Raw genomic sequence first — 15,044 nt, 5'->3', positions numbered from 1 at the left:
CACAGCGTACGACCGCCCACCGGCGGCGCGGTGGGCGGTCGTACCCCGTCACCGCCGGTCGGCGGGGTGGGCAAGGTCGTACGGCCGCGGATACGCGGTGGGGCGGTACGGCACATAGCGTGTGGGTGTCGTCGGATCGGCCTTCGTGGCACGGGAGTTGAGGGACTCCGGGTCGGTGCCGGTCCACCTGCCGGTGGTAAGGCGGTCCTCCAGCGTGTGCAGGGCCGAGAGCTGTTCGGCGGGGCTGAAGGTGCAGTGCCCGGCGTTGTCCGTGTACGCCTGCCGCAGCAGCGGCGCCGACCCGGCGGCGGTGACGGCCCGCTTCAGGGCGCTCTCCGTCTGGACGGGGACGAGGGCGTCACCGATGGTGTGGACGGAGAGCTGCGGCTTGGTCAGCCTGCCCGTGAAAGAGCTCGTGCGGCTCATCCAGTCCACGGCGGCCGGGTCGGCGCTGATCCGCGGGGCGCGGTTCAGGGTGGCGAGGTCGGCGCGCAGGGACAGCCCGGCCTTCCGGTACAGCTCGGTGACCTCCTTGCGGACGGACGACCCGCCGAGCAGCCGTGCGTAGTCGACGCCGGTGTTCCAGGACATGTTGCCGCCCGCCCGGACCTCGGACTCCTGCCGCCGGTTGAACGCGGCGACCTTCAGCAGCCCCTTGACGGCCTCGTACTGGTTGGCCTGCTGGGCGTCCCAGTCGGCCGCGGCGGGCCTGGTCTGCGTGGGCTGGTTCCAGACGGGGATGTTGTGCAGGGCGGCGGCGAGGGCGATACGCGCCCGCCCCTCGGCGGTCGTCTGCGCCGAGTCGACCACAGCGGTCAGAGCGTCGGCCGCGTCGGCGGCGGCCGCCTGGTCGGCGATGTTCACCAGGGGGACGTCGGAGCCGGGCGCGAGGAGCGTCTTGAGGGCGAAGACGGGATCGAGGGTGTTGTTCCAGTTGGCGATGCCGCCGTGGACCAGGCCGCACAGCGAGATCGAACCGTCGATCCGGTCCGGGCTGCGCTCGGCGATGGCGGTGGTGACGAGCCCGCCGTACGACCGCCCCCACGCGATGGTGCGGGAGGCCGTCCCGAAGCGCTCGGTGAAGGCGTTCAGGGTGGCGAGCTGGTCGGGAACCGCGTCCGTCACCGCCCAGCCGGTGGTGGCGTACGAGGAGCCGATCAGGGCGTAGCCGTTCCGCAGGAGCAGGGCCTTCGTGGCGTCGTCCGGGGCGACCTGGGCGGGGTTGGCCGGGCCGGTCGCGTAACCGTGGCTGAAGAGCAGGACGGTGCCGTTCCAGTGGGCGGGCACGTCCATCATGTACGTGGCGCCCGAGGGGAGCCGGCCGTCCACGTGGGTCGTGTCCGCCGCGGCGGCGGCCGAGGTGGGCAGCGCGGTGGCGGCGAGCAGAAGGGCTGCCGCACAGGCGGTGCGCGTTCGGGTCCGGGTCCGGCGGCGGGTCCGGGTCCGGTGTACTTCCGCCTCGGGGGTCGCGGTGTCGGCCGTCATGCGGAGATCTCCTGGGCGTGGGGGGCGTCGGTGCCTTCGGTCGTCGGTCCGGAGAGGGACGTACGGCTGGTTTCGCGGACGAACCAGACGGTCAGGGCGGTGATGAGGGAGCCTCCGCAGATCAGCAGGGCGACGGGGGTGCCGTTGCCGCTGCCGGCCACCAGGCTTCCGGCGATCATGGGGGAGAAGCCGGCGCCGATGAGGGTGGCGCCCTGGTAGCCGAGGGAGGCGCCGGTGTAGCGGACCCGGGTGCCGAACATCTCGGTGAGCAGGGCGCCCAGCGGGCCGTACATCATGGACTGGGCGATGCCGTGGCCGAGGACGACGGCGAGGATCAGCAGCCCGGGCGACCTGGAGTCGACCAGGGCGAGGACGGGGAAGGCGAGCGCGGCCGAGGCGACGGCTCCGGCGAGGACGACCGGGCGGCGGCCGACGCGGTCGGAGAGCGCGGAGGCGCAGGGCAGGACGACCAGCGCGACGCAGGCGGAGACGGTGAGCGCGGTGAGGACCTGTGGGCGGGCGTATCCGATGCCGGTGGCGTAGGCGATCAGGTAACTGGTCAGCAGGGACTGGGCGGTGAAGGCGCCGATGCCGACACAGCAGGCCAGCAGCAGGGGGCGGGGGCGCCGCAGTACGTCGACGATGGGCAGCCGGGCCTCGGCGCGGTCCTTCTTCACCTCGGCGAAGAGCGGGCTCTCGACGACCTTGAGCCGGACGAAGAGGCCGACGCCGAGCAGCACCACGCTCAGCAGGAACGGCACGCGCCAGCCCCAGGCCGTGAACTGGTCCCTGGGCATGGCGACCACGAACGTCACGACGAGCGAGGAGAGCAGGGAGCCGAGCGGGGCCCCCATCTGCGTGAAGCTCGACCACAGGCCGCGGCGCCGCTCACCGGCGTGCTCGACGACCATCAGGGTGGCGCCGCCCCATTCACCGCCGATGGCGATGCCCTGGACGACGCGCAGCGTGATCAGCAGGACCGGCGCCCAGACGCCGATCGTGTCGTACGTGGGCAGCAGGCCGATGAGGAAGCTGGCGCCGCCCATCAGGCCCATGGTGAGCAGCAGCATCGACTTGCGGCCGAGCCGGTCGCCGAAGTGCCCGAAGACGATGCCGCCGAGCGGGCGGGCGACATAGCCGGCGGCGAAGGTGCCGAACGCGGCGATGGTGCCGACGGCGGGGTCGGCGCCGGGGAAGAACAGCTCGCCGAAGACCAGGGCGGCGACGGTGCCGTAGACGAGGAAGTCGTAGAACTCCACGGCGGTACCGAGCAGCCCGGAGAGGGCGACCCGGCGCAGTTGCCGGGCGCTTTCGGGACTGGACGGTGACGGTGATGCGACGGGGGACGAGGGCATCGCGGTCTCCCTTGACCGGGGGAAGGACACCGCGAAGGTAGGCTCTCTGGTGACCGTCGTCAAGAAAGTGCACAACATTGGGCCGAAGTCCGGCCACGGCCAAGAGCGGGCAGATCAGGGCAGATCAGAAAACCGCAGGGGGCACGCACCCCGGCAGGGCGTCAGACCGGTGTCACTTCCAGCCGAAACGGCGGTCCACCACCGCCGCGAACTCCTCCAGGGTCAGCACCGCGTCCCCGTTCTGGTCGGCGGCGTCGAAGAGCGCGGAGGAGGCGTCCTCGTCTCCCACGGCCCAGAGCGGCAGATCTCCCGACGCGGCCAGCGACGGGCCCTTCGACCGCAGCGCGCTGATCACCTCCACGCGGGTCAGCGTCCCGTTCTCGTCGAGGTCGAGCGCCTCGAACAGCTTTCTGGCCTTGTCACTCATCGTGTTCATCCCCGTTCCTGTCGTCGGCAGGTGAGCCGACGTACCCCGTCACCAGAAGAGAACGCTCCCACGCCCCTCCGGGTTCCCTCCATCGACGGACTCATGACCGCACCCGCGTCACCGGCGGAGCCGGGTGCGAGCGATCAGCCACATCAGATAGGGCGCGCCGACCGCCGCCGTGAGCACGCCCACCGGCAGCTCGACCGGCGAGAACAGCCGGCGGGCGAGCAGGTCCGCGACGACGACGATCGCGGCGCCGGTCAGCGCGGAGGAGAGCAGCGGAATCTGGGCGGTGCGGGTCAGTCGGTGGGCGATCTGCGGGGCGAGCAGCGCGACGAAGTCGACCGGTCCCGCGGCGCCGGTCGCCACCGACGCCAGCACCACGCCGAGTGCGGTCAGACCCAGCCGGACCGGACCGAGCCGTACGCCCAGTGCGGTCGCCGTGCTGTCGTCCAGGGACACCATGCGCTGGGCGTGCGCCGCCCACAGCAGCGCCGGGACCAGGACGGCGAGGACCAGGGCGAGGGGCGCGGCCTGGTCGTAGCCCCGGCCGTTGAGCGAACCGGTCAGCCACACCTTGGCCTGCTGGGCCACCAGGTAGTCGCCCTTGGTGAGGAACAACCGGGTCAGCGAGCCGAGCGCGATCGAGACACCGATCCCGACGAGGACGAAGCGCGTGGCGTGCAGCCCGCCCCGCCAGGCGAAGACGTAGACGAGCGCGGCGGCCGACAGTCCGCCCGCCACCGACACGTACGGCAGCAGGGCGTACGACGTGATCCCGAACGTCATCGCGGTCACCGTCGCCGCGCCCGCGCCATGCGTGACGCCGATGACGTCCGGGCTGGCGAGGGAGTTGCGGGCCACGGTCTGGATCAGCGCGCCGGAGACGCCGAACGCGGCGCCGACCAGCAGACCCGTCACCAGCCGGGGGAGGCGCAGGGTGCCGACGACCAGTTCGTCGGGGCTCGGCCGGCCGAGCAGTACCCGCACGACCTCCGTGGGGGAGACGTACGACTCGCCGACGGACAGGGACACCACGACCGTCACCGCGAGTACGGCGGCCAGCAGCACCGCGACGGCACACGCCCGGCGGTGCAGCAGGAAACTGCCGCCCCGCACGCGGACCACGGTGTACCCGGCGGGGCGAAGACGCCGTGGGGCGGGGCTGGTTCGTTCAAGAGGCAGGGTCACGCCGCCACCGTCGCCTTCCTCCGTACCAGCGCGACCAGGAAGGGCACGCCGAGCAACGCGGTCATCACGGCCACCGGCACTTCCGAGGGCGCGAAGACGACCCGGCCGAGCACGTCCGACACCAGGATCACCACGGGACCCAGCAGGGCCGACAAGGCCAGCACCCATCGGTGGTCGGCCCCGACCAGAGCCCGCGCGATGTGCGGGACGGCGAGTCCGATGAACGCGATCGGACCGGCGGCCGCGACGGCGACCCCGGTCAGCAAGGTCGCGGCGAGCGCGCCGACGGCCCGCAGCAGCGCGACCCGGTGGCCCAGCCCCCTGGCCACGTCGTCGCCGAGAGCCAGGGCGTCCAGCCCCCGCGCCGTCACAGCGACCAGCAGCAGCCCGACGAGGACGAACGGCCAGGTCCGCGCGACGACTTCGCCGTCCCGGCCGGCGATCGAGCCGACGTCCCAGAACCGGAACTCGTCCAGGGCGCGGGCGTCGGTCGTGACGATGGCGGAGACCACCGAGGCGATGAAGGCGTTCATCGCGGCCCCGGCCAGCGCCAGTTTGACGGGCGAGGCGCCGCCGCGTCCGCTGCCCGCCACGGCGTACGCGGCCACCGCGGCGATCCCCGCTCCGGCGAACGCGAACCAGATGTACCCGGCGGGCGAGTGCACCCCGAGGAACGCGATCGCGCAGACGACCCCCAGCGAGGCGCCCTGGCTGACGCCGAGGACGCCGGGCTCGGCGATCGGGTTGCGGGTGATGCCCTGCATGACCACCCCGGCCACCGCGAGGGCGAGTCCGACCAGCACGCCGATGACCGTGCGGGGGACGCGCAGCGCGCGCACGATCTGCGCGTCGTCGCCGTCGCCGCCGTGCAGCAGGGCGTCGAACACCTGGGCCGGGGGAATCTGCCGGCTGCCGAGGGCGAGGCTCAGCAGGACGGCGAGGAGCAGCAGGAGCACGCCCGCGAGCGTCCAGGCGACACGACGCCGGGTGGCACGGGACATGCGGTTCCTTCTGCTGTTTCTCTTGTGCTTCGCTTGCTTGCTGACGCGCGCGCCTACTTGGTGAGGTACTTCTCCAGGTCCCCGAGGACCTCGTCGGCCGCCGTGACGCCCAGACCCAGGTACCAGGTCTCGTCCGGAACGTCGTACGCGTGCCCGGCCTTGACCGCCTTGAGGTTCTTCCACAGCGGGTTGCCCTGCGCACGGGACTTGTCGGTGGCCTTCGCGTCGCCGTACACGCCGGTGAAGATGTAGTCCGCGTCGGCCTGGTCGATGTTCTCGGCGCTCACCTCGGCGGCCAGGTCCTCGATGTCCTGGTTCTTGGGGCGCGGGATGCCGGCGTCCTTGAGGATGGTGCCGATGAAAGAGGCGTTGGCGTAGAGCCGGATCACCCCGTCGGGCAGGTAACGCACCATCGACACGGTCGGCTTGTCGGCGCCGAGCTTCGCGTCGAGTGCGTCGACCTTCTTGTCGTACGCGGCGAGCTTCGCCTTGGCCTCGGCGGTCTTGTCCAGGGCCGCGGCGTTGAGGAGGTAGTTCTCCTTCCACGTGAAGCCCGGACGGATGGAGAAGACGGTGGGCGCGATCTGCGACAGCTCGTCGTACTTGTCCGCGGCACGCAGCTGGCTGCCGAGGATCAGGTCCGGCTTGAGGCCGGCGATCGCCTCCAGGTTGAGGTTGTTGATGGTGCCGACGTTCTTCGGGGTGCCGGCGTCCTTCTTCAGATAGGAAGGCAGTTCGGGGGAGCCCTCGGTGGGGGCGAGGCCGACCGGCTTGACGCCGAGGGAGACGACGTTGTCCAGCTCGCCGACGTCCAGGACGACGACCCGCTTGGGCTGGGACTTGAGGACGGTCTCGCCCATGGCGTGCTCGATGGTGCGCGGCCACTGGCCAGGCTGGGCGTCCGTGCCCATCTCGGCGGTCTTCTTCGCGGCGGAGGCGAAGTCCTTGCCGCCCTTGGCCACGTCCTTCTTGTCGCCGGCTCCGGCCGGCGAACCCGCGTTGTCCGCGCCGTCGTTGGAGCCGCCGCAGGCCGCGAGCGACAGCGCGGCGGCGACGGCGAGAGCGACGGCGGCTGTGCCGCGGCGCCGGTGAAGCATGACAGGCTCCCTCATGGTGCACAGTGGTCAGCCGTTAGGCCAGCCTCACCTTATCCAGATGTTCTCCATGCCTCGCACACGGGGTCTGTGTGGTTCCTGTCACGGTCCTGTGATGCGGGCGTGTGCCGTCCTCGGCGCCCTGACCTGCCAGGACGCCGAGGAAGGGCAGGCTGGTCGTCAGGCCGGCGAGCAGGCCGAGTCGTTGAGCGTGAAGGCCGAGGGGTTCGGGTTCGTGCCGCCCTTCGTGGCCGTGAAGCCCAGGGTGACCGAACCGGCCGGGGCGATCGTCGCCGTGTACGACGCGGAGGCGACGCTCACCTGGGCCCCGCTCTGCGTCGCGGTGCCGCCCCACAGGTTGCTGACGCGCTGGCTGTCCGGGAAGGTCCAGCGCAGTGTCCAGCCGTTGATCGCCGAACTGCCGGTGTTGCGGATGACGACCTCGCCCTGGAAGCCGCCCGGCCATTCGTTGGTCACCCGGTAGGCGACCCCGCATGTCGCCGACGAACCGCCGGACGACGTGGTGACGGCCACCGTGCCCGAGCGCGGCGAGCGGTTGCCGGCGGCGTCGCGCGCGTACACGGCGAAGGTGTAGGAGGTCTCCGGGGCGAGACCGGTGACGGTGGCGGAGGTGCCGGTCGTCGTGGTGGCGGCGGTCTCGGTCCCGCTGCCGACGCGGACCACGTCGTAGCCGGTGACACCGTTGGCGTCGGTGGCGGCGGCCCACTTCAGGGTGACGGACGAGGACGTCACGGCGGACGCGGTCGGTGTCCCGGGGGCGGTCGGGGGAGTGGTGTCACCGCCGGAGGAGGCGTAGATGTCGGCCTCCTCGGACGTGGCGGCGATGCCGTTCACGCCGTGGAAGACGCGCTCGCCCCAGGAGCTGAGCCGCGCGGGGTCGAAGCCGATCGCCAGGTCGAGGATCGGGTCGGTGTTGCCGCTCCAGGACCAGGCCAGGTAGCCCAGCCGGAGCTGCTGGGCGACGGCCATCATGGTGTCCTCGTCCGGGTCGCCGTACTGGTCGGGCGGGCCTCCGAACTCCCCTATGAGGAGAGGGAGTCCGGCATTGACGAAGGCGTTCAGATAGTCCGTGATCTCCTGCGCGGTGTCGTAGACGCTGTACATGTGGATCGAGAAGATCAGGTTGCCGGTGGGGTCGGCGTCGTACACGGTCTGGGCGTTGGCGCGCATGACGCCCTGCCAGTCCTGGCCCCAGTTGGGCGCGTCGACCATGATCGTGTGCGCGAATCCGGCGTTGCGCAGCTTCTTGACGGCCGCTGTGGTGGGCTCGGTCCAGCCGGCGGGGTTGGTGTTGCCCCAGGGCTCGTTGCCGATGTTGATGATGACGTAGTTCTCCTGGCCGGTGAGCACGTCCTTGAGGCCGATCCAGTAGTCGGCCGCGTGGTCGAGGGTCCCGGCCGCGGCCTCCTCGCCGTAGCCGGTGGTGTCGTGCACCTCCAGCACGCAGATGAGCCGGTTGGCCTTGCACTGCGTGATGACGGCGGCCACGTCCGCGGCGCTGTTCCTGGTCCACCGGTGACCGTCGGAGAGGACGACACGGACGGTGTTGGCACCCAGCGCCTTGACGTCGGCCAGCGACTGCGTCTCGCCCGGGTACCAGGTGTGGGCGTGGTTGACGCCACGCATGACGAAGTCGTTCCCGGACGCCTCCAGCAGCCGTCCGTTCTGGATGTGCAGGCCGGTGGCGGCTGCCTGGGCAGGTGTGGCGAAGGACAGCAAGGGGACGAGCAGACCCAGGAGGGCGGCCACGACGGCGGCCACTCGTGGGGTGGTGCGGGTGCGGGATCTCATGGCGGCTCCGTAGGGTGGGATGGGGTGACGGTGCGTCAGGAGGACGCGGCGCGCGCCGTGCACGTGACAGTCGCCGACGGAGCGCCGGCCGTTGCCGGGGCACTGGCGATGAATCCGAAGCGCGCGCTCGCGCCGGGCGCCAACGTGCCGTTCCACGACACGTCGGTGACGGTCGCGGTGCCGTCGGCGCCGGTGCTGAGGGTGCCGTTCCAGAGCTGGGTGAGGCGGGCCCCGTCCGCCGGTACGACCGTCGCGGTCCAGCCCGAGACGGTGGCGGCGGACGCGTTGGTCACCGTCACCTCCCCCTGGTAGCCGCCCTGCCAGGAGGAGACGGCACGGAACGACGCGGTGCAGGCGGGAGGGTCGCCGGGGTCGCCGGGATCACCAGGGTCTCCGGGATCCCCCGGGTCCGCGTCGAGGAGCGCGGCCAGGGCCGGATACCAGCGGGCGGCGATCTTCTCGTCGCCCGAGGCGCTGGGGTGCACGCCGTCGTAGGTGTCGGTGGCCGTGTCGAAGCCCGTCCACTGGTCGACCACGGTGACCGGGGAGCGGGCGGTGCTCGTCGCCCCGGCCCAGTCGGGGATCCGCGCGTTGAAGTCGACGACGCGCCGGGCGCAGGCGGCGCACTGGCTCGGGTTCATGGGGATGAGCTGCGCGACCAGGACCTTCATGTCCGGGTTGCTGGCCCGCATCTGCTCAACGAGCTTGGTGTAGGCGGCGAGTATGCGGTCGGGGGCGATGCTGCTCCACACATCGTTCGTACCGAAGTGCATGACAACGATGTCCGGAAGCGTGGAGGCCAGCCGACCCGGAAGCAGGTTCTGGTCGGCCGCGTTGGTCACCAACTCGCCGCCGTGGCCTTCGTTGTCACCGTCGTGCGCCTGGGCGCAGCCCTGGTGGCTGAGGGTGCCGACGAAGTCGATGTCCGTATGGCCGCTGCTCCGGAGCCTGTTCCAGAGCAGTGCGCGCCAGCAGCCGGGCGAGCCGGTGATGGAGTCGCCGAGCGGCATGATGCGTACGGGCGCGGCGGGAGTCGCCGCGGCCGGAGCGGCGGTGTGGGCGGCTGCGGCGCGCGGTGCGAGTGTCACGCCGACGGGCAGGAGCAAGGTGCCCAGCAGGGCGAGCAGCGGAATGATCCGCAAGGGTAAGTGGCGGGTGCCGCGCATGGTGTTCCCTTCCCTGGCTGCGTCCGTCAGCGGCTGCAATTGTCAGTCGCGCTCCGCGCACGGGGTGGGAGCGCTCCCACAAAACATCAAGCCATTGTTGTCATTGACGCGTCAAGAGGTGGGGGGCAGGACTGAGATGCTGTCAGTCCGAGCACGGTCCCCTCAAGGAGGCGCCCATGTCCGAGCCGTCCGTCCTTGCCGCGCTGGTGTCGGCGTTGCGAGGTGGATCGATCGAAGTCGTCGACCTCACCTCGCCCTTGTCGTCGTCGACACCGGTGATCCAGCTGCCGCCCCGGTTCGGGCAGAGCGCCGCCTTCGAACTGGAGGAGATCAGCCGGTACGACGACCGGGGCCCCGCCTGGTACTGGAACAACTTCCGCAGCGGCGAGCACACCGGCACCCACTTCGACGCTCCGAACCACTGGGTCACCGGCAAGGACCTCACCGACGTGGCCTCGGTGCCGGCCCGCAGGCTGATCGCGCCGGCGGCGGTGCTGGACTTCAGCGCCGAGGTCGCCAAGGACCCCGACTTCCTGGTCGAGGTCGGCCATGTGAAGGCATGGGAAGCGGAGAACGGCCCCTTGCCCGAGGGCGGTTGGCTGTTGCTGCGCACCGGCTGGGACGCCCGCTCGCACGATCAGGAGGCATTCCTCAACGCCGACGAGAACGGCCCGCACACCCCCGGCCTGTCGGCGGAGTGCGCCCGCTGGGTGGCCGAGGAGTCGCCGGTGATCGGCCTCGGCGTCGAGACGGTGGGCACGGACGCCGGGCGCGCGCACTCCTTCGAGCCCGCCTATCCCTGCCACTCCTACCTCATGGGCAGTGACAAGTACGGCCTGACGCAGCTCCAGAACCTCGCCGCGCTGCCGCCGACCGGCTCCGTCGTCATCGCGGGACCGCTGCCCATCGTCAGCGGCTCCGGGGCCCCCGCCCGCGTGCTGGCACTGGTGGAGAGGGAGCGCTCATGAAGGTCGCGGAAGCGGTGGGCCGGGCGCTGTGCGCGGCCGGGGTCGACCAGGTCTTCGGGGTGGTCGGGTCGGGCAACTTCCACGTCACGAACGCGATGGTCGCGGCGGGGGCGCGATTCGTCGCCGCCCGCCATGAGGGCGGCGCGGCGACGATGGCCGACGCGTACGCCCGGACCAGCGGCACGGTCGCGGTGGTGAGCGTGCACCAGGGGCCCGGCCTGACGAACGCGATGACCGGGATCGCGGAGGCGACGAAGAGCCGTACGCCGCTCGTCGTGCTCGCGGCGGAGGTGACCGAGCCCAGGTCCAACTTCTACGTCGACCAGGAGACGTTGGCCCGTGCGGTGGGCGCGGTTGCGGTTCGGGTCACGTCGGCGGAGGAAGCGGTCGGGCAGGCGTGTGCGGCGGTCGGGCTGGCGGTGCGGGAGCGGCGTACCGTCCTGCTCAACCTCCCCCTGCCGGTGCAGGCGCTGGAGGTGCCCGACGGCGCTCTGGCCCAGGCGGCGCCACCGCCGCGACGGGCCGCGGTCGAACCGGACGCGGACGAGGTGGCCGCGTTGTCCCGGTTGCTCGGGCAGGCCCGGCGGCCCGTCTTCGTGGCCGGCCGCGGAGCACGCGGGGAGGGGTGCCGCGAAGCCCTGGAGGCGCTGGCCGAGTGCCACGGCGCGCTGCTGGCGACCTCGGCCGTCGCCCGCGGGCTCTTCCACGGCAACCCCTGGTCCCTGGACATCTCCGGCGGCTTCGCCTCGCCCCTGGTCTCCGAACTGATCCAGGGCGCGGACCTGATCGTCGGCTGGGGCTGCGCCCTCAACATGTGGACCATGCGGCACGGCCATCTGATCGGCGCCGACGCCACCGTCGTACAGGTCGACGACGACTCGTCGGCGCTCGGCGTGCACCGTCCGGTGCACCTCGGTGTCACGGGCGACGTCCGCCGCACCGCGCGCCGGGTGTCCGAGGCGGATGACGAACCGCGGCAGGGCTACCGGACCCCGGAGGTCGCCGCGGGCCTCGCCGCCCGTGTGCGCCTGCGTGACGTGCCGTACGAGGACACGAGCACCCGGGAGCGGATCGACCCGCGGACGCTGAGCATCGCGCTCGACGACATCCTGCCCGCGGCGCGGGTGGTCGGCGTGGACTCCGGGAACTTCATGGGCTACCCGAGCGCCTACCTGTCGGTGCCGGACGAGAAGGGCTTCTGCTTCACGCAGGCGTTCCAGTCGATCGGGCTGGGCCTGGCGACCACGATCGGGGCGGCGCTGGCCCAGCCGGACCGTCTGCCCGTGGCGGCGCTCGGGGACGGCGGTGCGCTGATGAGCGCCGTGGAGCTGGACACCGTACGGCGGCTCGGGCTGCCCATGGTGGTCGTCGTGTACGACGACGAGGCCTACGGCGCCGAGGTGCACCACTTCGGCCCCGACGGGCACCCGCTCGACACGGTGCGCTTCCCGCCGACGGACATCGCGGCCGTGGGACGGGGCTATGGCTTCGAGGCGGTGACCGTGCGGACGCGGGCCGACCTGAAGGCCGTGGCGGACTGGGTCGCCGGGCCGCGATCCGCGCCCCTGCTCATCGACGCCAAGGTGGTCGCCGATCACGGGTCCTGGTGGCTGGAGGAGGCGTTCCGCGGCCACTGAGCAGGGGAGGAAGGGGTGCAGGCCGAACGCCGACCCGCCTGTCGGCACCGCATTGCCGGCAGACGGGTCAGCGACGGCTGGGCGGGATCAGACCGCCGGTGCCGGGAAGGTCGGGTACTCCACCCCGGAGACGTGCTGGACGACGCGGATGACCTGGCAGGAGTAGCCGAACTCGTTGTCGTACCAGAGGTACAGGATCGCGTTGTCGCCCTCCACCTTCAGCGCGCCGGCGTCGACGATCGAGGCATGGCGCGAGCCGATGAAGTCGCTGGAGACCGCGTCGGGGGCCGTGATGAAGTCGATCTGGCGGCGCAGCGGCGAGGTCAGCGACACGTCGCGCAGGTGGTCGAGGACCTCCTCGCGGCTGGTCTCGCGGGCGAGCTGGAGGTTGAGGATCGCGATGGAGACGTCCGGCACCGGGACCCGGATCGAGCTGCCGGTGATCCGCGCCTTGAGGTCGGGCAGCGCCTTGGCGACGGCCGAGGCGGCGCCGGTCTCGGTGATGACCATGTTGAGCGGCGCACTGCGGCCGCGGCGCTCGGACTTGTGGTAGTTGTCCAGCAGGTTCTGGTCGTTGGTGAACGAGTGGACGGTCTCCACGTGGCCGCGCAGGACGCCGTACTCGTCGTCCATGGCCTTCAGCGGCGGGACTATGGCGTTCGTGGTGCAGGACGCGCAGGACAGGATCTGCTCGTCCGGCTTGAGGGTGTCGTGGTTGACGCCGTGCACGATGTTCGGGACGTCGCCCTTGCCCGGCGCGGTCAGGACGACCTTGTCGATACCGGGGCGCAGGTGCGTGGACAGGCCCTCGCGGTCGCGCCACTTGCCGGTGTTGTCGATGAGGATGGCGTTCTTGATGCCGTACGCCGTGTAGTCGACCTCGCTCGGGTCGTTGGCGTAGATCACCTTGATCGCGTTGCCGTTGGCATTGATCGTGCTGTTGGCCTCGTCGACGGTGATCGTGCCCTGGAACTGGCCGTGGATGGAGTCACGGCGCAGCAGCGAGGCGCGCTTCACGATGTCCTGGTCACCGCCGCCGCGTACGACGATGGCCCGCAGCCGCAGGCCGTTGCCCGAGCCGGACTTCTCGATCAGCAGGCGGGCGACGAGTCGGCCGATGCGTCCGAAGCCGTAGAGGACGACGTCGCGTCCCTCGCCGCCCTCGATCTTGTTGGCGCCGGTGGCCCCGGCGACGGCCTCGGCGGTGAACGCCTCCACGGACAGACCGCGGTCGTCGCTCTTGTACGTCGCGGCCAGCATGCCGATGTCGATCTGCGACGGGCCGAGGTCGAGCGCGGTGAGCGCCTGGAGGAACGGCAGCGTCTCGGTGACCGAGAGCTCCTCACCGGCGATCTGCCGGGCGAACCGGTGCGTCTTCAGGATGCTGACCACCGACTTGTTCACCAGGGAGCGGCTGTGGAGGAGGACGGTGACGTCCCGCTCCCGGTGCAGCTTCCCGATGAGCGGGATCATCGACTCCGCGATCTCCTCGCGGTTCTTCCAGTTGGTGAACGAGTCGTCGTTGACAGTCACGGGCCTATCTTTCGAGCTAGGAGGCGCTCATATGCTAACCATGCGGCACGACGGACCTTCACAGGGGGGTCACGGGTGGGGCGAGATGACCTATATCGTGGTTGTTTGTAGGGAATGCTGAGCGGGGGAGTGATCGGTGGAGCTGGAGCTGCGCCATCTGCGCGTGCTGTGTGCGGTCGCCGACGCGGGGAGCGTGGGCCGCGCCGCGGCGGACCTCGGGTACTCGCAGCCCGCCGTGAGCACCCAACTCCGGCGCATCGAAGGGCACTTCGGTGAGCCGCTGTTCGAACGCGGGCCGACCGGGGTGCGGCCGACTCCGTACGGCGTCGAGGTGGTCGCCCAGGCCCGTGACGTCCTGGGCCGTGCCGCCGCGATCGGACGCCGCCGGTCCCCCGGGTCGAGGCCGGCGCGGCGGACCCTGCGCGTGGCGGCGACGAACTCGCCGATGCTCGTGGGCATGACGGCGGGGCTCCGTGCCCGGCTGCCGGACGTCTCCCTCGCGGTGAGCAGCGTGTACGCCTCCTCACGGATCGTGGAACTGCTGGAGGAGGGGTCGGTGGACGCGGCCATCGCCGCGGACTACCCCGGCAGGGAGCTGGAGCACTCGGACGCGGTGGCCCACCGGGGCATCGTCACCGAGCCGAACTTCGTGGCCCTGCCGTCCCGCCATCCGCTCGCGCACCGGGCGCAGATCGCCCTCGCGGACCTGGCCGAGGAGGCATGGTTCCTGACGCCGGACGACGGGGCCGGATGGCCCGGCGTCTTCCACACGGCCTGCGCGGCGGCCGGCTTCACGCCGTCGGCGGTGCACGAATTCCTGGGCGACCGACTGGAGTTGCAGGGGATGATCGCCGACGGGCTCGGCGTGGCGGTCGTACAGGCGACGACGCGGCCGATCCCGCAGGTCGTCGTCAAGCCGCTGACCGGGACGCCGTTGTGGTGCCGTTATGTGCTGGCCTGGCGGCGTGACGCCGTCGCCGAGGCGACGGCCGACGCACTGCTCCAGTCCGCAACCGCCGCATACCGTGAACTCGTCGCCCAGTCCCCTCACTTGAGGACGTGGGCGGCCCGCACCTGGAGCGTGAGCGGGGCGTAGCCGGTCCGGGGCGAGGGGGCCACTCGGGCATTATGACCGGTCGGCGCAATGTGCTATGTCACACGCCATTGTTGGCGCAGTCGAGCGCTGAGACAGTCCACACACGCCTCAGCACCCGTATCGAGGCGCATCCATCCATGGAGGACTCCAGATGCGCTACCGCTTCGTGCTGCCCAGACACCTGGCCGGCGCGCTCGTCGCATGCGTCACCCTGGCCGGCCTGCTGTCGACGCCCGCGCTCGCGGCACCCGCGGCCGGCACCGCCCCGCCCCCCACCAC

Annotated in this window: 12 protein-coding genes; 3 read left to right on the top strand and 9 right to left on the bottom strand. The window is 71.4% G+C overall.

From position 1 onward, the window contains the following. Positions 1 to 48: 48 nt before the first annotated feature. The 8 genes from ADK36_RS36990 to ADK36_RS36955 all read right to left on the bottom strand — a co-directional run bounded on the left by ADK36_RS36990 (position 49) and on the right by ADK36_RS36955 (position 9,531). The gene (locus ADK36_RS36990; protein WP_234330024.1) at positions 49 to 1,485 is read right to left on the bottom strand and encodes an alpha/beta hydrolase family protein; all 1,437 of its coding nucleotides are present in this window, start codon (positions 1,483 to 1,485) and stop codon (positions 49 to 51) included. After that, the gene (locus ADK36_RS36985) at positions 1,482 to 2,840 is read right to left on the bottom strand and encodes an MFS transporter (RefSeq protein ID WP_048585876.1); all 1,359 of its coding nucleotides are present in this window, start codon (positions 2,838 to 2,840) and stop codon (positions 1,482 to 1,484) included. The genes ADK36_RS36990 and ADK36_RS36985 overlap by 4 nt, the downstream gene beginning before the upstream one ends. 172 nt (positions 2,841 to 3,012) lie before the next feature. Next, on the bottom strand, positions 3,013 to 3,267 hold the full coding sequence (locus ADK36_RS36980; RefSeq protein ID WP_048585901.1) for an EF-hand domain-containing protein: 255 nt from the start codon (positions 3,265 to 3,267) through the stop codon (positions 3,013 to 3,015). Between the two features lie 117 nt (positions 3,268 to 3,384). Further along, a complete protein-coding gene (locus ADK36_RS36975) occupies positions 3,385 to 4,452 on the bottom strand; it encodes a FecCD family ABC transporter permease (protein WP_048585900.1) in 1,068 nt (355 codons plus the stop codon). Positions 4,453 to 4,454: 2 nt separating this feature from the next. Next, complete coding sequence (locus ADK36_RS36970) at positions 4,455 to 5,459, bottom strand: FecCD family ABC transporter permease (RefSeq protein WP_053200717.1); 1,005 nt, start codon at positions 5,457 to 5,459, stop codon at positions 4,455 to 4,457. A 53-nt stretch (positions 5,460 to 5,512) separates the two neighbouring features. Further along, entirely contained in the window at positions 5,513 to 6,556 is a 1,044-nt protein-coding gene (locus tag ADK36_RS36965; protein WP_048585874.1) for an ABC transporter substrate-binding protein, read from the bottom strand. A gap of 177 nt (positions 6,557 to 6,733) precedes the next feature. Beyond that, positions 6,734 to 8,365, bottom strand: a complete 1,632-nt coding sequence (locus ADK36_RS36960; RefSeq protein WP_053200715.1) for a cellulase family glycosylhydrolase — start codon at positions 8,363 to 8,365, stop codon at positions 6,734 to 6,736. 35 nt (positions 8,366 to 8,400) lie between these two features. Further along, complete coding sequence (locus tag ADK36_RS36955) at positions 8,401 to 9,531, bottom strand: cellulose binding domain-containing protein (protein ID WP_053200714.1); 1,131 nt, start codon at positions 9,529 to 9,531, stop codon at positions 8,401 to 8,403. A 176-nt stretch (positions 9,532 to 9,707) separates the two neighbouring features. Here ADK36_RS36955 and ADK36_RS36950 point away from each other — a divergent pair, with 176 nt between their 5' ends. Next, the gene (locus ADK36_RS36950) at positions 9,708 to 10,499 is read left to right on the top strand and encodes a cyclase family protein (protein ID WP_048585871.1); all 792 of its coding nucleotides are present in this window, start codon (positions 9,708 to 9,710) and stop codon (positions 10,497 to 10,499) included. Further along, positions 10,496 to 12,136 (top strand): thiamine pyrophosphate-binding protein, encoded by a 1,641-nt coding sequence (locus ADK36_RS36945; protein ID WP_053200712.1) that lies wholly within the window; start codon positions 10,496 to 10,498, stop codon positions 12,134 to 12,136. Before ADK36_RS36950 ends, ADK36_RS36945 begins: the two co-directional genes overlap by 4 nt. An 87-nt stretch (positions 12,137 to 12,223) precedes the next feature. On the opposite strand, the gene ADK36_RS36940 is transcribed toward ADK36_RS36945, so the two are convergent. After that, on the bottom strand, positions 12,224 to 13,669 hold the full coding sequence (locus ADK36_RS36940) for a glyceraldehyde-3-phosphate dehydrogenase (protein WP_048585869.1): 1,446 nt from the start codon (positions 13,667 to 13,669) through the stop codon (positions 12,224 to 12,226). Between the two features lie 136 nt (positions 13,670 to 13,805). On the opposite strand from ADK36_RS36940, the gene ADK36_RS36935 reads away from it, so the two are divergent. Further along, positions 13,806 to 14,765: a LysR family transcriptional regulator gene (locus ADK36_RS36935; RefSeq protein WP_053200709.1), complete on the top strand. Its 960-nt coding sequence runs from the start codon at positions 13,806 to 13,808 to the stop codon at positions 14,763 to 14,765. The last annotated feature ends 279 nt before the right edge of the window (positions 14,766 to 15,044 follow it).

It is taken from the genome of Streptomyces viridochromogenes, assembly GCF_001270495.1.
Lineage (GTDB): Bacteria > Actinomycetota > Actinomycetes > Streptomycetales > Streptomycetaceae > Streptomyces > Streptomyces viridochromogenes_A.
This window is presented reverse-complemented; position numbering and strand designations above follow the sequence as displayed.

Bases quoted from the DNA above. Each gene is read 5' to 3' on its own strand.
- ADK36_RS36945 (WP_053200712.1), top strand. From the start codon at position 10,496: ATGAAGGTCGCGGAAGCGGTGGGCCGGGCGCTGTGCGCGGCCGGGGTC.
- ADK36_RS36950 (WP_048585871.1), top strand. From the start codon at position 9,708: ATGTCCGAGCCGTCCGTCCTTGCCGCGCTGGTGTCGGCGTTGCGAGGT.
- ADK36_RS36960 (WP_053200715.1), bottom strand. From the start codon at position 8,365: ATGAGATCCCGCACCCGCACCACCCCACGAGTGGCCGCCGTCGTGGCC.
- ADK36_RS36985 (WP_048585876.1), bottom strand. From the start codon at position 2,840: ATGCCCTCGTCCCCCGTCGCATCACCGTCACCGTCCAGTCCCGAAAGC.
- ADK36_RS36990 (WP_234330024.1), bottom strand. From the start codon at position 1,485: ATGACGGCCGACACCGCGACCCCCGAGGCGGAAGTACACCGGACCCGG.
- ADK36_RS36970 (WP_053200717.1), bottom strand. From the start codon at position 5,459: ATGTCCCGTGCCACCCGGCGTCGTGTCGCCTGGACGCTCGCGGGCGTG.
- ADK36_RS36965 (WP_048585874.1), bottom strand. From the start codon at position 6,556: ATGCTTCACCGGCGCCGCGGCACAGCCGCCGTCGCTCTCGCCGTCGCC.
- ADK36_RS36980 (WP_048585901.1), bottom strand. From the start codon at position 3,267: ATGAGTGACAAGGCCAGAAAGCTGTTCGAGGCGCTCGACCTCGACGAG.
- ADK36_RS36955 (WP_053200714.1), bottom strand. From the start codon at position 9,531: ATGCGCGGCACCCGCCACTTACCCTTGCGGATCATTCCGCTGCTCGCC.